The sequence below is a fragment of the Humibacillus xanthopallidus genome, assembly GCF_006716675.1.
Classification (GTDB): domain Bacteria; phylum Actinomycetota; class Actinomycetes; order Actinomycetales; family Dermatophilaceae; genus Humibacillus; species Humibacillus xanthopallidus_B.
In genome coordinates this window covers 1,240,143-1,255,897 of sequence record NZ_VFPM01000002.1, presented here as the reverse complement: position 1 = coordinate 1,255,897, position 15,755 = coordinate 1,240,143, and the positions used below count along the sequence as shown (strand labels likewise).

17 protein-coding genes are annotated in these 15,755 nt (G+C 71.8%); 3 read left to right on the top strand and 14 right to left on the bottom strand.

All coding sequences use genetic code 11. From position 1 onward, the window contains the following. The first annotated feature begins 4 nt into the window (after nt 1-4). On the top strand, nt 5-1,393 hold the full coding sequence (locus FBY41_RS13715; protein WP_141844771.1) for an aminotransferase class V-fold PLP-dependent enzyme: 1,389 nt from the start codon (nt 5-7) through the stop codon (nt 1,391-1,393). Between the two features lie 60 nt (nt 1,394-1,453). Here FBY41_RS13715 and FBY41_RS13710 read toward each other — a convergent pair whose 3' ends face one another. The 12 genes from FBY41_RS13710 to paaA all read right to left on the bottom strand — a co-directional run bounded on the left by FBY41_RS13710 (nt 1,454) and on the right by paaA (nt 12,053). Next, nucleotides 1,454-2,419 carry an endonuclease/exonuclease/phosphatase family protein gene (locus FBY41_RS13710; RefSeq protein ID WP_260439765.1) on the bottom strand — a complete coding sequence of 322 codons (966 nt, stop codon included), beginning with the start codon at nt 2,417-2,419 and terminating at the stop codon, nt 1,454-1,456. A gap of 7 nt (nt 2,420-2,426) precedes the next feature. Next, on the bottom strand, nt 2,427-4,112 hold the full coding sequence (locus FBY41_RS13705) for a ribonuclease J (protein ID WP_141844769.1): 1,686 nt from the start codon (nt 4,110-4,112) through the stop codon (nt 2,427-2,429). Nucleotides 4,113-4,172: 60 nt separating this feature from the next. Continuing rightward, a complete protein-coding gene (gene dapA, locus FBY41_RS13700) occupies nt 4,173-5,060 on the bottom strand; it encodes a 4-hydroxy-tetrahydrodipicolinate synthase (protein ID WP_141844768.1) in 888 nt (295 codons plus the stop codon). Between the two features lie 208 nt (nt 5,061-5,268). Next, nucleotides 5,269-5,736, bottom strand: coding sequence for a dihydrofolate reductase (locus FBY41_RS13695; protein WP_141844767.1), 468 nt, complete (start codon nt 5,734-5,736; stop codon nt 5,269-5,271). Nucleotides 5,737-5,782: 46 nt separating this feature from the next. Then, nucleotides 5,783-6,595, bottom strand: a complete 813-nt coding sequence (locus tag FBY41_RS13690) for a thymidylate synthase (RefSeq protein ID WP_141844766.1) — start codon at nt 6,593-6,595, stop codon at nt 5,783-5,785. A gap of 52 nt (nt 6,596-6,647) precedes the next feature. Continuing rightward, nucleotides 6,648-6,830 (bottom strand): hypothetical protein, encoded by a 183-nt coding sequence (locus FBY41_RS13685; RefSeq protein ID WP_141844765.1) that lies wholly within the window; start codon nt 6,828-6,830, stop codon nt 6,648-6,650. Nucleotides 6,831-6,921: 91 nt separating this feature from the next. Then, nucleotides 6,922-8,040: an alpha/beta hydrolase gene (locus FBY41_RS13680; RefSeq protein WP_141844764.1), complete on the bottom strand. Its 1,119-nt coding sequence runs from the start codon at nt 8,038-8,040 to the stop codon at nt 6,922-6,924. A 2-nt stretch (nt 8,041-8,042) separates the two neighbouring features. Next, on the bottom strand, nt 8,043-9,236 hold the full coding sequence (gene paaE / locus FBY41_RS13675; RefSeq protein WP_141844763.1) for a 1,2-phenylacetyl-CoA epoxidase subunit PaaE: 1,194 nt from the start codon (nt 9,234-9,236) through the stop codon (nt 8,043-8,045). Beyond that, complete coding sequence (gene paaD, locus FBY41_RS13670; protein WP_141844762.1) at nt 9,237-9,749, bottom strand: 1,2-phenylacetyl-CoA epoxidase subunit PaaD; 513 nt, start codon at nt 9,747-9,749, stop codon at nt 9,237-9,239. Further along, nucleotides 9,749-10,573, bottom strand: a complete 825-nt coding sequence (gene paaC / locus FBY41_RS13665) for a 1,2-phenylacetyl-CoA epoxidase subunit PaaC (protein WP_260439763.1) — start codon at nt 10,571-10,573, stop codon at nt 9,749-9,751. Before paaC ends, paaD begins: the two co-directional genes overlap by 1 nt. 17 nt (nt 10,574-10,590) lie before the next feature. Further along, nucleotides 10,591-10,857 (bottom strand): 1,2-phenylacetyl-CoA epoxidase subunit PaaB, encoded by a 267-nt coding sequence (paaB, locus tag FBY41_RS24175; RefSeq protein WP_141845138.1) that lies wholly within the window; start codon nt 10,855-10,857, stop codon nt 10,591-10,593. A 140-nt stretch (nt 10,858-10,997) separates the two neighbouring features. Next, nucleotides 10,998-12,053: a 1,2-phenylacetyl-CoA epoxidase subunit PaaA gene (paaA, locus tag FBY41_RS13655; RefSeq protein ID WP_141844760.1), complete on the bottom strand. Its 1,056-nt coding sequence runs from the start codon at nt 12,051-12,053 to the stop codon at nt 10,998-11,000. 94 nt (nt 12,054-12,147) lie between these two features. Here paaA and FBY41_RS13650 point away from each other — a divergent pair, with 94 nt between their 5' ends. Next, complete coding sequence (locus tag FBY41_RS13650) at nt 12,148-12,780, top strand: GNAT family N-acetyltransferase (protein ID WP_141844759.1); 633 nt, start codon at nt 12,148-12,150, stop codon at nt 12,778-12,780. Between the two features lie 178 nt (nt 12,781-12,958). Here FBY41_RS13650 and FBY41_RS23440 read toward each other — a convergent pair whose 3' ends face one another. Together FBY41_RS23440 and dapB are read right to left on the bottom strand one after the other, a co-directional pair. Then, entirely contained in the window at nt 12,959-13,102 is a 144-nt protein-coding gene (locus FBY41_RS23440) for a hypothetical protein (RefSeq protein ID WP_185749050.1), read from the bottom strand. A 90-nt stretch (nt 13,103-13,192) separates the two neighbouring features. Next, entirely contained in the window at nt 13,193-13,996 is an 804-nt protein-coding gene (gene dapB / locus FBY41_RS13645) for a 4-hydroxy-tetrahydrodipicolinate reductase (RefSeq protein ID WP_260439761.1), read from the bottom strand. A 174-nt stretch (nt 13,997-14,170) separates the two neighbouring features. Here dapB and FBY41_RS13640 point away from each other — a divergent pair, with 174 nt between their 5' ends. Continuing rightward, entirely contained in the window at nt 14,171-15,748 is a 1,578-nt protein-coding gene (locus FBY41_RS13640) for an FG-GAP-like repeat-containing protein (protein ID WP_260439760.1), read from the top strand. Nucleotides 15,749-15,755: the final 7 nt, after the last annotated feature.

Sequence of the window (15,755 nt, the reverse complement as noted above, 5' to 3'; positions counted from 1 at the left end):
TGACATGTCCGTCCTTCCCAGCACCTTCTGCGGCGCCTCCGCTGCCTCCGCCCCCTCCGTGCGCGCCCGCGCTCTGCACGCCGTGCCCGACACGGCGACCCTGCCAGAGGTCGTGGGCGCGGGCCTCACGGTGCCGACGCTCGCGGGCCACACGGCATACGCCAACCTCGACCACGCCGCCTCCACCCCGGCGCTCGTCACGGTGAAGCAGGCCGTCGACCGCACGCTCGAGACCTACGCCTCGGTGCACCGCGGCGCCGGCTACGCGTCGCGCCTCACGAGCGCGTGGTACGAGCAGGCGCGCACCGAGGTCGCCGACTTCGTGGGCGCCCGCGACGGCGACACCGTCATCTTCACCCGCACGACGACGGACTCGTGGGGCGTGCTCGCCCGTGCGCTACCGAGCCGCACGACCGTCTTCGTCTTCGGCACGGAGCACCACTCGACCCTGCTGCCCTGGGGCCGCCTGCGCACGGTGCGCCTGCCCGTGCCCCAGAGCGTCGAGGACGCGGTGGAGCTCCTCGATGAGGCCTTCGCCGACAACCCGTCGCGCCACCGGCTCCTCGTCATCGCCGCCGCCTCCAACGTCACCGGCGAGGTGTGGCCGGTCGAACGCTTCGCCGCCATCGCCCACGCGCACGACGCGCGCATCGCCGTCGACGCCGCCCAGCTCTCGGCCCACCGCACCATCGACCTCGCGGCCTGGGACGCCGACTACGTCGCGTTCTCGGGTCACAAGACCTACGCCCCCTTCGGCGCGGGCGTGCTCGCCGGCCGGAGCGACTGGCTCGACGCCGGCACCCCCTACCTCCCCGGCGGCGGCGCGACGCGCGCGGTCACCGAGGAGGGCACGGTGTGGGCCACAGGCCCCGCCCGCCACGAGGGCGGCAGCCCCAACGTCGTCGGGGCGGTGGCCATCGCCGCCGCGTGTGCGACGATCCGCCGCCACCGCGAGGCGATCGAGGCCCACGAGGTGCGCCTGCTCACCCGACTGCGCGACGGCCTCGAGGCCGTGCCCGGCGTCGAGGTGCTCTCCTTCTTCGGCGACGACCACGACCGCGTCGGTGTGCTCGCCTTCACCGTCGCGGGCTGGGACTCCTCGCTCGTGTCCCAGGCCCTCTCGGTCGAGCACGGCATCGGGGTGCGTGACGGCAAGTTCTGCGCCCACCTGCTCGTCGACGAGCTGCTCGAGGACCCGTGGGGCGAGCGTCCTGCCACGGCCGTCCGCGCGAGCATCGGCCTCGGCACGACCGACGAGGCCGTGGAGCGGCTCATCGGAGCCGTCACCTCGCTCGTGGCAGACGGCACCGCCGCCACGTGGACGCAGACCGAGGCCGGCTGGGTCGTCGACGGCGGCGACCCGCGCGACGTCGAGGTCGAGCGCCCCTGGTAAGTGCCTGGATCGAGGTGATCCCGCCACCCACGTCAGGGCCAACAGCACCTCGAACCGGGGTCAGGGCGCGTCGGGCAGGGCGTAGCTGCCCCACACGGCGGCGTGGTCGGTGCCGTTCATGGCCACCTGACCGGAGTCGATGACGGTGAGACCGCGACTCAGCACGTGGTCGAGCTGCACGAACGGCGGGAGGCGGCTGCCGGCATACGGCCACGTGCGCACCCAGCCGCTGCCGGTCGTGCGCTGGGCGTCGTCGAGGCCGTCGGCGACGGCTCGGAAGCCGGGGTGGGCCGAGGAGCTGTTGAAGTCACCGACGAGCAGGATCGGTCCCGTTTCGGTCTGCCGCTCCTTCCACGCCTGCAGCGCCCGCAGCCCGGCGCGCCACTCGGCCGTCTGTCCGGGGATCGGGGCCGCCGGGTGGGCCGTCTGGACCCGCAGGTCGACGCCGTCGACCGTGACGACGACCTCCGGCTGACGGTTGGGTGAGCCGCCGAGATCGGCCGACACCTCGCGCAGCGGGTAGCGCGAGAGCACCATCGTGCCCGCATAGCCGTCGACCTCGGCCTCACCGGCGCGCTGCGGGAAGTAGGAGTCGGCGCCCTCGCGGCGCAGTCCCTCGAGCGCCGACGGCGTCACCTCGGTGAGGACGAGCACGTCGACGGCGTGGAAGCGCACGGCGTCCATGAGCTGCGTCGGCTGCGCCCGGCCCACCCGGAGGTTCGACGACATCACCGTGAGATCGCGGGTGGCGTCGGGCGAGGCGTGCGAGACGAACGCCGGCGCGACCTGCGTCGCCGCCACGACGAGCGCGACGCCCACGGGCAGGAGCACCCACCATCGCCGCAGGGCAGCGGTCAGAACGGTGAGCAGCAGCAGGCCGATCGCGACGAAGGGCGCCGCCGTCTGGAGCACGACGACCGGGTATGCCGTCGTGTCGACCCAGCGCAGCGCCCCCACCGCGACCAGCCCGAGGAGCACGACGAGGAGCGCGACGTCGGTCAGGCGGCGTCGCACCTCGGAGCGCACGACCACCTCAGGCCTGCAGCACGACCGGGATGATCATCGGCCGGCGACGGATCTTGCCGCCGACCCAGGAGCCGACGGTGCGGCGCACGACCTGCTGGAGCTGCTGGTCGTCGCGGACGCCGTTCGCCACGGCCTCCTCGATGGCGCGCTCGACCTTGGGGATCACCTGCTGGAAGATCTCCTCGTCCTCGACGAAGCCGCGAGCCGTGATCTCCGGCCCGCTCGCGATCTTGCCGGTGGCGGCGTCGAGCACGACGACGCAGGTGATGAAGCCCTCGTCGCGCAGGATGCGGCGGTCCTTGAGCAGGGCCTCGTCGGCGCCGCCGACGCTGCTGCCGTCGACGTAGACGTAGCCGACGTCGACGACACCGGTCACCTCGGCCACCCCGTCGACGAGGTCGACGACGACGCCGTCCTCGGCCAGCACGACGCCCCGCTCGGGCACGCCCGACTGGATGGCGAGCTGGGCGTTGGCATACATGTGCCGCCACTCCCCGTGGACGGGCAGCACGTTGCGCGGCTTGACGATGTTGTAGCAGTAGAGCAGCTCGCCGGCGCTCGCGTGGCCCGACACGTGCACCTTGGCGTTGCCCTTGTGCACGACGGTGGCGCCGAGACGCATGAGGCCGTTGATGATGCGGTAGACGGCGTTCTCGTTGCCGGGGATGAGGCTGCTCGCGAGCAGGACGGTGTCGCCGGGGCCGACGTCGATGCGGTGCTCGCGGTTGGCCATCCGCGACAGCGCCGCCATCGGCTCACCCTGGGAGCCGGTGCAGATGAGTACGAGCTCGTCGTCGCGCAGGCTGTCGATCTTCTTGATGTCGATGAGGATGCCGTCGGGCACCTTGAGGTAGCCGAGCTCGGCGGCGATGCCCATGTTGCGCACCATCGACCGGCCGACCATGGCGACCTTGCGGCCGGCCTTCTCCGCGGCGTCGAGGACCTGCTGCACCCGGTGCACGTGGCTGCTGAAGCAGGCCACGATGATGCGTCGCTCGGCGTGCCGGAAGACCTTGTCGATGGCCGGCGCGATCTCGAGCTCGGGCGTCGTGAAGCCGGGCACGTCGGCGTTCGTCGAGTCGGTGAGGAAGAGGTCGACGCCCTCCTCGCCGAGCCGGGCGAAGGCGCGCAGGTCGGTGAGGCGCCCGTCGAGGGGCAGCTGGTCCATCTTGAAGTCGCCGGTGTGCAGCAGGGTGCCGGCATCGGTGCGCACGAAGACGGCGAGCGCGTCGGGGATGGAGTGGTTGACGGCCACGAACTCGAGGTCGAAGACGCCGAGCCGCTCGCGCTGGCCCTCCTTGACGGCGAGCGTGTAGGGCCGGATCCGGTGCTCCTTGAGCTTGGCCTCGACGAGGGCGAGGGTCAGCGTGGAGCCGATGAGGGGGATGTCGCCCTTCAGCCTCAGCAGGTAGGGCACGGCCCCGATGTGGTCCTCGTGGCCGTGCGTCAGAACGATCGCCTCGATGTCGTCCAGACGGTCCTCGATGTAGGAGAAGTCCGGGAGGATGAGGTCGACGCCGGGGTGGTGGTCCTCGGGGAAGAGCACGCCGCAGTCGATGACGAGCAGCCGGCCCTTCGTCTCGAGGACGGCCATGTTGCGGCCGACCTCGCCGAGCCCGCCGAGCGCGACGACCCGCAGGCCGTTGTCGGGGAGGGCAGGGGGCGCGGTCAGCTCGGGGTGAGGATGGCTCACAAGTGTCCTGTCATTCGGTGGTGAGGTCGCTCGGGCGACCGGTGGTCGTGAAGGTGGGGGTCACGCGGTGACGACCGCGATGGCCTCGCGCAGCAGGCTGCGCTGCACGTCGTCGGCGGGGACGAGGGGCAGGCGCACCGTCGCGCTCGAGATGAGTCCCTGCTCGGCGAGGGCAGCCTTGGCCATGATGGCGCCCTGGGTGACGTTCATGACAGCCTCGACGATCGGGGCGAGCCGGCGGTGCACCGCCCGGGCGTCGTCCCACCGGCCGTCCAGCACCGCATCGGCCATCTCGCGGTATGCCGTGGGCGCCACCTGGGAGGTGACGCCGACGAAGCCGACGGCGCCGTTGCCGAAGTGGGCGAGGTTCATGGCGTCGTCGCCGGAGTACCAGTCGAGCCCGGTCGCCTGCATGAGCTCGCTCGCGAACCACAGGTCGCCGCGAGCGTCCTTGACGGCGGTGATCCGGTCGTGCTCGGCGATGCGCAGGTAGGTCTCACGGGCGATGGCGATGCCGGAGCGGCCGGGGATGTCGTAGACCATGACGGGCAGGTCGCTGGCGTCGGCGAGGGCGGTGAAGTGCGCGACGAGGCCCGCCTGCGGGGGCTTGTTGTAGTACGGCGTGACGGCGAGCACGGCGTCGGCGCCGGCCTTGTGCGCCATCTGCACCGACTCGACGCTCTTGGCGGTGTCGTTGCTGCCGGCGCCGGCGATGATGACGGCACGGTCCCCGACGGCCTCGATGACCGCGCGCAGCAGCTCGTCCTTCTCGCGGGCGGAGGTGGTCGGCGACTCCCCCGTCGTGCCCGACACGACGAGCCCGTCGTGACCGTGCTCGACGAGGTGGACGGCGAGGGACTGCGCCTGCTCGAGGTCGATCGAGCCGTCCTCCCGCATCGGGGTGACCATCGCCGAAAGGACGCGTCCGAGCGCGGGTGCTCCTGCCATGGGCCAAGGTTAGCGCCCGCGCCCCGGCCCCACCCGTTGCGCCCGCCGGCAACGATCCGGGCGCGGGCCTCGTCAGCACCCGGCCACGAAAAAGCGAGGCACTACTCGCTCGGGGGTCCGAGTAGTGCCTCGCACCTGCTCCATCGGAGCAGCCGCCTGCGCGTTACAGGACTCGCCGAGGAATTTTCTGCAGCAGCCTGCGGCCGCCTCAGGATCGCCGTTCGAGGCTCACCCAGGCGAAGCCCTCGCGCTCCTCGCGGCTCGTCTCGAGCCACTCGTCCGGGTCGATCGGGGGGAAGGTGACCGAGCCCTCCGGGGACTGGTGGACCTCCGTGACGAGCAGCCGGCCGGCATACGGCATCGCCTCGCGGTAGATCTCGCCGCCGCCCACGACGAAGACCTCGTCGGAAGGGCCGGCGAGCGCCAGTGCCTCGGCGAGCGAGTGGGCGGTCTCGACGCCCGGGTGGTGCCAGTCGGGCTGGCGGGTGATGACGATGCTGCGCCGGCCGGGGAGCACGCCCATCGAGTCGAAGGTGCGCCTGCCCATGACCATGGGGTGGCCCATCGTCTGGCGCTTGAAGTACTTGAGGTCGTCGGGCAGGTGCCACGGCATCGACGCGCCGTCGCCGATGACACCGTTGCGGCCGACGGCGGCGATCATCGTCACTCGGGTCATGACGACAGCCTCCCAGATGCGGCGGAGAGGCTGGGCCCGTTCGGCCTCAGACGGCGATCGGCGCCTTGATGCCGGGGTCGGCGACGTAGTCGACGAGCTCGAAGTCGTCGAGGTCGAAGTCGTCGATGTCGGTCTTGCCCGGCGTGATCCGCATCGTCGGCAGCGGGTGGGGCGTGCGGGTCAGCTGCAGGCGCGCCTGGTCGAGGTGGTTGAGGTAGAGGTGTGCATCACCCAGCGTGTGGACGAACTCGCCCGGCTCGAGGTCGGTCAGCTGGGCGACCATCTGCGTGAGCAGGGCGTAGCTCGCGATGTTGAAGGGCACGCCGAGGAAGATGTCGGCGCTGCGCTGGTAGAGCTGGCACGAGAGGCGGCGCCGCCCGTCGGGCCCGGGCGGCGAGACGTAGAACTGGAACATCGTGTGGCACGGCGGCAGCGCCATGTCGTCGACGTCGGCGACGTTCCAGGCGGAGACGATGAGACGGCGGCTGTCGGGGTTGGTGCGGATCTGCTCGATGACCTTGGCGATCTGGTCGACGCGGCGGCCGTCCGGAGTCGGCCAGGAGCGCCACTGGTAGCCGTAGATCGGCCCGAGGTCGCCGCGCTCGTCGGCCCACTCGTCCCAGATCGAGATGCCGCGCTCCTGGAGCCAGCGCACGTTCGTGTCGCCGCGGAGGAACCACAGCAGCTCACCGATGATCGAGCGCAGGTGCAGCTTCTTGGTCGTCATGGCCGGGAAGCCGTCGGCGAGGTCGAAGCGCATCTGGTGACCGAAGACGCTGAGCGTGCCCGTGCCGGTCCGGTCGGACTTCTCCTGGCCGTGGGTCAGGACATGGTCGAGGAGATCGAGATACTGCCGCACGCTCGCAGCCTAACCCCGAGGGGTGACCCCACCCCGGGCGGTCGACGCGGACTCACCGAGCGAGAGCGACAAACACGTCGTAGACCATGAAGGCTGGCCAGAAGAGCCCCTGGAAGACCGCGAGGACGTACTCCCAGAAGACGTCGGCCTGCTGGAAGAAGAAGACCCACGCGCCGAAGATGCCGAGTCCGTAGAGGGCGCCACCCCCGGCTGCACCTGCGTTGCTGTTGCTCATCGCTCTCTCCTTCGCCTCCTCCTCAGTGTGCGCCGCGGACGTCGGGCGAGACGGCCGTCGAGTCGCACCTCACGCTCGCCGTGGCCCCGGCTCAGCCGGACGCTCCGAGCGCGGCGTCGAGGAACTCGCCGACCCGGCGATCCCACTCGGCGGGCGCGGCGGCGAGAGCACCGGTGTGGCCGCCGGGCGCGAGCCACACCGTCACGGAGGAGGGTGACCCGGCGGCGATGAAACGAGCGGCATCGACCTCTTCGAACGACTCGGCCGAGGCGACGAGCAGGAGTGGGCGTGGCGCCGCCGCGGCTGCCGACGCCCGCAGCGTGGGCGGCGGCGAGGCCGGGGTCAGCAGGTCCGCCGCACCGTAGGTCAGGCGGTCGAGCTGCTCCTGGAGCCAGCCACGCAGTCCCAGCTCGTCGGACAGCCACGCCTTGTCGCCGGCGACCCGGTTCGTCGCACCCTCCGCCACGACCGCCCTGATCCGATCGTCGGACGCAAGGGCGCCGATGGCCTCCTCCCCGCCCATCGACAGGCCGACGACGCCAACCCGCCCGCCGGTGACGTCGGCCCGCGTGGTCAGCAGGTCCACCGCAGCACGGATGTCGAGATCGCCGTACCAGCCGAACTCCATGGCGCGGCCCTCGCTGCCGCCGTGTCCACGGGCATCGACCATGAGCACGCCGTAGCCCCGCTTCGCGAGGACGGCTGCATGATCGAGCACGTCCGACCTCGTCGAACCGGCGCCGTGGCAGAGCACGACCGCCGCGCCGTTCGTCGACGGCACGTACCAACCCGCGAGGCGGACACCGTCGGCGGTCAGCGCCGTCACGTCCTCGTAGCGCAGGCCGACGCTTGCGGGTGTGCGGTCACCCAGCGTGGCTCGCGGCGCGACCGTCGCGGCCACCGCCTGGCCCAGCGTCAGGGCCGCGGCCGCGACCAGGACGACCGCGAGGGGCACGACGAGCAGCCGCCCGACGAGCTGTCCGGTGCGCCACACCGCCCGGACGCCGACGACGAGGAGGCTCAGGCCCACAAGGGCTGCGAGCAGCCCGATGACCGACGTGGCCGTGAGGCCGTCCCGGAGCAGGTGCGGGGAGAGCCCGAGGCCGATCGCCAGAGAGGTCGCCCCGGCCAGGAGGGCAAGGGCCCCGGCGAGTACGACGAGGGGCGCAGGGCGGACGGTCGCCGGCTGGTCGATCCGCCCGCCGTCCATCGTCAGGCGTCGTAGTCGAGGCTGACCGCGTCGGTCACGGGGTGGCTCTGGCAGGCGAGCACGATGCCGGCCGCGACCTCCTCGGGCTCGAGGGCGTAGTTGCGGTCCATCCGCACCTCCCCCGCGACGACGCGCGCCCGGCACGTGCCGCACACGCCACCGGTGCACGAGTACGGGGCGTCCGGTCGCACACGCAGCGTCGCGTCGAGGATGGTCTCCTCGCGGCTCGGCATCGGGATGACGGTCGTGCGCCCGTCGAGGTTGATGGTGACGGTGGCCTCGGGCGGCGCTCCCGTGTCGACGACGACGGGTCGCTTCGGCGCGGTGCCGTCATCGACGTGGAAGATCTCGTGGTGCACGTGGCCGGGGTCGACACCACGCTCGAGGAGCAGCTCCTCGGCGCCGGTCACCATGCCGAACGGGCCGCAGAGGTACCACTCGTCGACCTGGTCGATCGGCACGAGCGCGCCGAGGATGGCCTCGAGCCGCTCGCGGTCAAGCCGGCCGTGGAAGAGCTCGACGTCCTGCGCCTCGCGCGAGAGCACCGTGATGAGCTGGAAGCGACCCGGGAAGCGGTTCTTGAGGTCCTCGAGCTCCTCGAGGAACATGATCGAGCTCGTGCGCCGGTTGCCGAAGAGCAGCGTCGCGCGCGAGCCCGGCTCCTCCTCGAGCGCCGTCGTCAGCAGGGCGATGACGGGCGTGATGCCCGAGCCCGCGGCGATCGCGACGTGGTGACGTATGCCGTCCGGCTGGGTCGGGCACGTGAAGGACCCGAGCGGGGTCATGACGTCGAGCACGTCGCCCGGTGCGACGACGTCGTTGAGGAAGGTCGACATGCGGCCCTCGGGCACGCGCGCGACGGCGACCCGACGCAGGTGCTCCATGCCGGCAGCGCCGCGCGACTGGCAGATCGAGTAGGACTGGCGCACCTCCTCGCCGTGGATGCTCGCCCGGACGGTGAGGTGCTGGCCCGGCTCGAAGCGGTACTCCTCGACCAGCTCGTCCGGCACCGCGAAGGTGACGGCGACGGCGTCATCGGTGAGGCGCTCGACCGCCGCGACGGTGAGGGGGTGGAAGCGGGCCCGGTGGCGCACCGCCGCCGGCGCCGCTGCGTTGGCGGCCGCGCCCGCGTCTGCGGCTGCGGGCGGAGCGGGCTGGCCGACGGTCTCGTCGGTGGGGGTGGTGACGTCGGTCATTCAGATGGCCTTGAACTCGTCGAAGGGCTCGAGGCACGCGGAGCAGCGGCGCAGGGCCTTGCACGCGGTCGAGCCGAAGTGGGCGATCTCGGTCGTGTCGGTGGAGCCGCAGCGGGGGCACGCGACGACGTGTCGCTGGAGGCGGACCGCAACGGGCCCGCGGCCCTCCGCCTCGGACCCTGACACAGGCCCCGGCGGGGCGATGCCGAAGCGCTGCAGGGCAGCCCGGCCCTCGTCCGTCATCCAGTCGGTCGTCCAGGCCGGCGACAGCTGCGTGCGGACGTCGGCGGCATACCCCTGCTCGCGGGCCTCGAAGACGATGCGTGACGCGATCGCCTCCATCGCGGGGCACCCGCTGTAGGTCGGGGTGATCGTCACGACGACGGTGTGCGTCTGCTCGTCGACGTCGACGTCGCGCAGGATGCCGAGCTCGGCGATCGTGATGACCGGGACCTCCGGGTCGGGGATGCGCGAGATCGCTTGCGCGACAGGCGATTCCACTGCCACAGCCATCACCACGTGGCGCCGGGGTGCGACCGCGCGATGTGCTGCATCTCGGCGAGGAGGTAGCCCATGGGCCTCGAGTGGATGCCGGCGCGGCCACCGCGAGAGCGCCACGGAGAGGCGTCGGGCAGGGTCAGCGTCGCCTCCTGGACGACGCGGCGCACCCGAGCGACCACGCCGTCGTGCAGGCTCGAGGGAAGCACCCCGACTCCCAGCTCGGCCGCCGTGACCGACGCATCGTCGTCGTCGAACAGCTCGGCGAGATGGGGCTGCACGCGCTCGAGGGCGGCCTTCATGCGGCGGTGCGACTCCGCAGTGCCGTCACCGAGGCGCACGACCCAGAGGGAGGCGTGGTCGAGGTGGTAGCGCACCTCCTTGAGCGCCTTGCCGGCGACACCGACGACGACGTCGTCGGACGACCCGGTGAGAGCCGTGTGCAGCTCGACCTGGTAAGCGGAGAACCAGAGGAGCCGCGCCATCTCGTCGGCGAAGTCGCCGCGCTCCTGCTCGACGAGATGCACGTTGCGCCAGTCGCGCTCGTCGCGCAGCATCGCGTAGTCGTCCTCGCCACGGCCCGTGCCGTCGATGGAGCCGATGTAGGGGTAGAGCGCGCGCGCCTGGCCGAGCAGGTCGAGGGCGATGTTGCCGAGCGCCATGTCCTCCTCGATCTGCGGGGCGTTCGTCATCCACTCGGAGAGGCGCTGGGCGTAGACCATGGCGTCGTCGGCGAGCCCGAGGAGGTAGGCAGCCTCGGGGCGCTCCCCCGTCGGTCCGTTCTCGGCGGCGCCGGGCAGCGCCTCCTCGGACTCGGACGGGGCGTTGGCGGAGTTCACGGGGCTCACGTCGGCGTTCACAGGTACTCGACGTCGTCAGGGACGTCGTAGAACGTCGGGTGGCGATAGATCTTGTCGGCCGCCGGGTCGAAGAACGAGTCCTTCTCGTCGGGGCTGCTCGCCGTGATGTCGTCGGCGCGCACGACCCAGATCGAGACGCCTTCCTGGCGACGGGTGTAGACGTCGCGGGCGTTGCGCAGCGCGAACAAGGCGTCCGGGGCGTGCAGCGACCCGGCGTGCACGTGCGAGAGCCCCCGCTTGCCACGGACGAAGACCTCCCACAGCGGCCAGCTCCGCTCGGGGGGCGCCTGCGGGGTGTCGGCAACCGTGTCGGCAACCGTGCCGGCAACCGTGCCGGCTGCGGTGGCGGCAGCCGGGGTGGCCGTGTCGGTGGCCGGCTCGGCGGGCGGGGTCGACGCTCCGCTCACGCGGCACTCTCCTGTCGTCGGGAAGCCTGCTTGGCGGCATACGCCGTGGCTGCCTCACGCACCCACGCGCCCTCCTCGTGGGCGCTCCGGCGGTGCTCGATGCGTTCGGCGTTGCAGGGCCCGTCGCCGCGCAGCACGCGCCAGAACTCGTCCCAGTCGATCTCGCCGAAGTCGTAGTGACCGCGCTCCTCGTTCCAGCGCAGGTCGGGGTCAGGTAGCACGATGCCGAGCTTGTCGGCCTGCGGCACCATCATGTCGACGAACTTCTGGCGCAGGTCGTCGTTGGCGAAGCGCTTGATGCCCCAGGCCATCGACTGCTCGGTGTGGCCACCGCCCTTGGCGGCCTCACCGGTGTCGGGCGGGCCGAACATCGCGAGGGCCGGCCACCACCACCGGTCGGCGGCGTCCTGGGCCATCGCCTGCTGCGCCTCGGTGCCGCGCATGAGGGTCCATAGGATCTCGAAGCCCTGCCGCTGGTGGAAGCTCTCCTCCTTGCAGACCCGGATCATGGCGCGGGCGTACGGGCCGTAGGAGCAGCGGCAGAGCGGCACCTGGTTCATGATGGCCGCGCCGTCGACGAGCCAGCCGATGGCGCCGCAGTCGGCCCACGTCAGCGTCGGGTAGTTGAAGATGGAGGAGTACTTCTGCTTGCCGTCGTGGAGCCGGTCGAGCAGCTCGGCGCGGTCGACGCCGAGCGTCTCGGCGGCGCTGTAGAGGTAGAGCCCGTGGCCCGCCTCGTCCTGCACCTTGGCGATGAGGATCGCCTTGCGGCGCAACGACGGTGCCCGGGTGATCCAGTTGCCCTCGGGCTGCATGCCTATGATCTCGGAGTGGGCGTGCTGGGCGATCTGGCGGATGAGGGTCTCGCGGTACTTCTCCGGCATCGCGTCACGGGGCTCGATGCGCTGGTCGGCCGCGATGAGGGCGTCGAACCCACCCTGGGACGCCTCGCCGACCGCCCGCCCCTCGACATGGGCGGCCGCCTCGTCGTAGGCCGCGGTCTCGGCGGCGTTGAGCGGCACGTTCGGGTCGATGACGTCATTGCCATACATACGTCCAGTATGCGAGACCGGTGGGTCCGCGTCCAAAGCCGGGGGTGCGTGGCGCCCTGACGGCGCGGCTGACCGCGCCTGAGAGGATGCCGGGGTGGCACACGACGAGCAGACGCCCCTCCCGCAGGACCACTCCCCCGACCACGGGCACGACCACGGGCACGACCACGGGTCGGAGCGAGGTCCCGTCGCGGACGCGAGCGTGCGCATCGCCCGGGTGAGCGACGCGCCCGCTGTCGGCCTCGTGCAGGCCGTCGTCTACCGCGAGGCGTATGCCGGCACGCTGGGCGAGCAGGTCCTCGCGCAGTTCGAGCCCCGGGCCTTCGCCAACGCGTGGCGCGAGTCGCTGACGAACGCGCCGTCGCGCGACCACGTGCTCCTCGTCGCCTGCGCGGGCGAGCAGGTCGTCGGCCTCGCCGCGGTCGGCCCGTCGTCAGACCCGGACGGGCAGGAGATCGCCGAGCTGCTCGTGCTCGCGGTGCATCCGGAGGCACGCCGGCAGGGCCACGGCTCGCGGCTGCTCCACGCCGCGGTCGACACGGCCCGGGGACGGGACCGCCACGTGCTCGCGGCCTGGGTGCTCGCGACGGACGACCACACCAGAGCCTTCCTCACCGCGGCCGGCCTCGATACCGACGGCGCGCACCGCGAGCGGGTTGTCGACGCAGAGGGCTCGACGGCGCGGGAGGTGCGCCTGTCGGCCGGCCTGGCCCCGGAGGCGGAGTGAGCCGGCAAGATCCGCCCGATCCGCCGGATGCGAGCCCGAGCAGTGCCGACCAGCCGCTCGGGCCGCTGGGGCCCCTCGGGCCGCTCGGCCCCGAGGAGCCCGCGGCTGTGGCTGAACCCTCCGCCGCCGTCCCGACCGATCTGACCGCCCGACCGGGACGGACGGGCGGCCTGCAGTCTCAGGCGGAGTGGGCGCAGTTGGCGCAGGTGCAGTCCTCGCACGTGCACGTGTCGCACGAGCACCCCTCCGGGCAGTTGTCGCACGTGCACGGGGACTCGGGGTTGGCGTTGATCGGGTCGATCGGTGCAGCCTGACCGCTCATGGTGGTCCTCCTCGTCGGGCGGGACACCGTCGTCCCACGAGAGCGACGTACCCCGTGACGCCACGTCCGACGCGGCCCCGGACGAGCGGGTCAGGTGAGGCCGAGGTAGTGCTCGAGGCCGACGGTCAGGCCGGGGTGGTCGGCGACCGACCGCACAGCCGCGACGACCCCGGGCATAAACGACCCGCGGTCGAACGAGTCGTGCCGCAGGGTCAGCTGCTCCCCCGCGTTGCCGAGCAGCACCTCCTGGTGGGCCGTGAGGCCGCGCAGCCGTACCGAGTGCACCGGTATGCCGTCCACCCGGGCCCCGCGGGCACCGTCGGGGTCGTGGGTCGTCGCGTCGGGCGCCGACGGGGTGCCCGCGTCCTCGCGCGCCCGGGCGATCATCGCTGCGGTGCGCACCGCCGTGCCGGAGGGCGCGTCGACCTTCGCCGGGTGGTGCAGCTCGATGACCTCGACCGACTCGAAGAAGGGGGCGGCCTTGGCGGCGAAGGCCATCATGAGCAGGGCCCCGATGGCGAAGTTCGGGGCGATGAGCACGCCCACACCGGCACCGCTGCTCGCCGGGGGCGCCTCGGCGAGCTGGCGACGGAGGGTCTCGACCCGGGTCTCGTCCCAGCCGGTCGTGCCGACGACGACGTGCACTCCACGCTCCACGCAGTGCGCGACGTTGCCGGGTGACGCCGCCGGCACGGTCAGCTCGACGGCGACGTCGGCACCGGCGAGGTCTCCCAGCTCGTCGCCGGAGCCGTAGGCCCCCACGACGACGAGGCCCTCGGCCGACTCGATGGCCCGAACGGCTTCCGACCCCATGCGTCCACTCGCGCCGATCACGGCCACCGTGATGGGTCGAGTCGTGCCCGTCGTGCCAGTTCTGTCCGCCGTGTCGCCCACGCGGCCCAGCGTAACGACCGCGACCCCCCGCGACCCGGCCGGACGGCATACGGACTCTTGTCTCACAACCGGCTGACGACGTTGCCTCCCCGGCGCACACTGAAAAGGGAGGAAGTGGTCCACATGCCCTTGAACCAGCACACCGTGCGGACCCGTCGTCAGAGCCGTCGACGCGTGTCCACCGTGATCGCCTGTCTCGCCACACTGGCCCTCGTCATGGGGGTCGTCGGGATCGGCGCCGCGCCGAGAGCGCAGGCCGCGGTGAAGTACGGCCACGACATCTCGTGGCCCCAGTGCCCGACCAGCGTCGGGGGCTATGGGCTCCCGATGCCTCCGACGACCACTGGCTTCGTCGTGGTGGGGCTGACAAAAGGTCTGCCCTTCACCGAGAACCCTTGCCTGGCAAGCCAGATCGCGTGGGTTCGGAGCAACTCCACTCCCGCACACGCGTACACGATGGCCGCCTTCCCGACCGCAGCCCAGCTGACGAGCCATGGGGCAAGCGGGCCGTGGAAGTCCTCGACGCGGGCGGCGCAGCTGTCCAACGTCGGCTACGCCGAGGCGATGTATGCCGCCGCGAGCCTCAAGCGCATCGCGTGGCGTCCGCCGGTCGTGTGGATCGACGTCGAGCCACGCAGTGCGCAGCCGTGGCCGACGGCCTCACTCGTCCAGCGCCTCGAGAACCGTTACGTCATCGAAGGGATCATGCGAGGGCTCAAGGACGCGGGCTTCGGCTACGGGGTCTACTCCAACACCTCCGGCTGGCGGTCGATCACGGGGTCGTGGTGGCTGCCCGGCGTGCCGGTGTGGGCCACGGCGGGCACCCTCGACTACCCGACCGAGGCGCTGGACCGGTGCACGCAGCCGAGCTTCTCAGGAGGTCGCCCCTACCTGTCGCAGTGGTGGGATGCGACGCGCGACTACGACCGCACGTGCGAGCCGTATGCCTTCACGTCCTTCCCCGCTCCGCCGGCGACGCTGTCCAACAGCACCGCCGACTTCACCGGCGACTGGAAGAACGACATCCTCGCCCGCTGGACGTCCACGGGAACCTTGCGGCTCTATCCCGGTAATGGAACGGGCGGTCTCGGCTCCGGAGTGCTGCTCGGCTCCGGTTGGGGCGCGTTCGCCTCGCTGGAGACCGTGGGTGACTTCAGTGGCGACGGCGCCCTCGACGTGCTCGCCCGTGAGACGTCCACCGGCTACCTCTGGCTCTACCGTGGCAACGGCAAGGGTGGGTGGACGCTGCCTCGCCTCCGCGTGGGCACGGGCTGGAACATCTTCGACAGGATCGTCGGCGTCGGCGACTGGAACGGCGACCAGCGCGTCGACCTCCTCGCACGGCGTGCGTCGACGGGTGAGTTGTTCCTCTACCCGGGCAACGGCAGAGGCGGATGGGGCACCCGGGTGCGCTTGGGCGCCGGGTGGAACAGCATGAACGCACTCGCTGGCCCCGGAGATCTCAACGGCGACGGACGCGCAGATCTGCTCGCCCGGGAGCGTGCGACCGGCTACCTGTGGCTGTATCCCGGCAACGGTTCTGGAGGACTCCTCCCACGAGTACGCATCGGCACGGGCTGGGGATCGATGACAGCCCTGATGAGCGCCGGTGACCTCGACGGGAACCGGGTCCCGGATGTCGTCGCCCGCGACAGCGCCGGCAGTCTCTGGCTCTACCCGCGCACGCCGACCGGCTGGCAGGCGCGTCAGCTCCTGGGCACAGGCTGGAACGTCGTCAACGCGATCTTCTGACCGGCTA

Bases quoted from the DNA above. Each gene is read 5' to 3' on its own strand.
- FBY41_RS13715 (WP_141844771.1), top strand. From the start codon at position 5: ATGTCCGTCCTTCCCAGCACCTTCTGCGGCGCCTCCGCTGCCTCCGCC.
- FBY41_RS13680 (WP_141844764.1), bottom strand. From the start codon at position 8,040: ATGGACGGCGGGCGGATCGACCAGCCGGCGACCGTCCGCCCTGCGCCC.
- paaE (WP_141844763.1), bottom strand. From the start codon at position 9,236: ATGACCGACGTCACCACCCCCACCGACGAGACCGTCGGCCAGCCCGCT.
- paaD (WP_141844762.1), bottom strand. From the start codon at position 9,749: ATGGCTGTGGCAGTGGAATCGCCTGTCGCGCAAGCGATCTCGCGCATC.
- FBY41_RS23440 (WP_185749050.1), bottom strand. From the start codon at position 13,102: ATGAGCGGTCAGGCTGCACCGATCGACCCGATCAACGCCAACCCCGAG.
- FBY41_RS13695 (WP_141844767.1), bottom strand. From the start codon at position 5,736: ATGACCCGAGTGACGATGATCGCCGCCGTCGGCCGCAACGGTGTCATC.
- dapA (WP_141844768.1), bottom strand. From the start codon at position 5,060: ATGGCAGGAGCACCCGCGCTCGGACGCGTCCTTTCGGCGATGGTCACC.
- FBY41_RS13685 (WP_141844765.1), bottom strand. From the start codon at position 6,830: ATGAGCAACAGCAACGCAGGTGCAGCCGGGGGTGGCGCCCTCTACGGA.
- paaA (WP_141844760.1), bottom strand. From the start codon at position 12,053: ATGTATGGCAATGACGTCATCGACCCGAACGTGCCGCTCAACGCCGCC.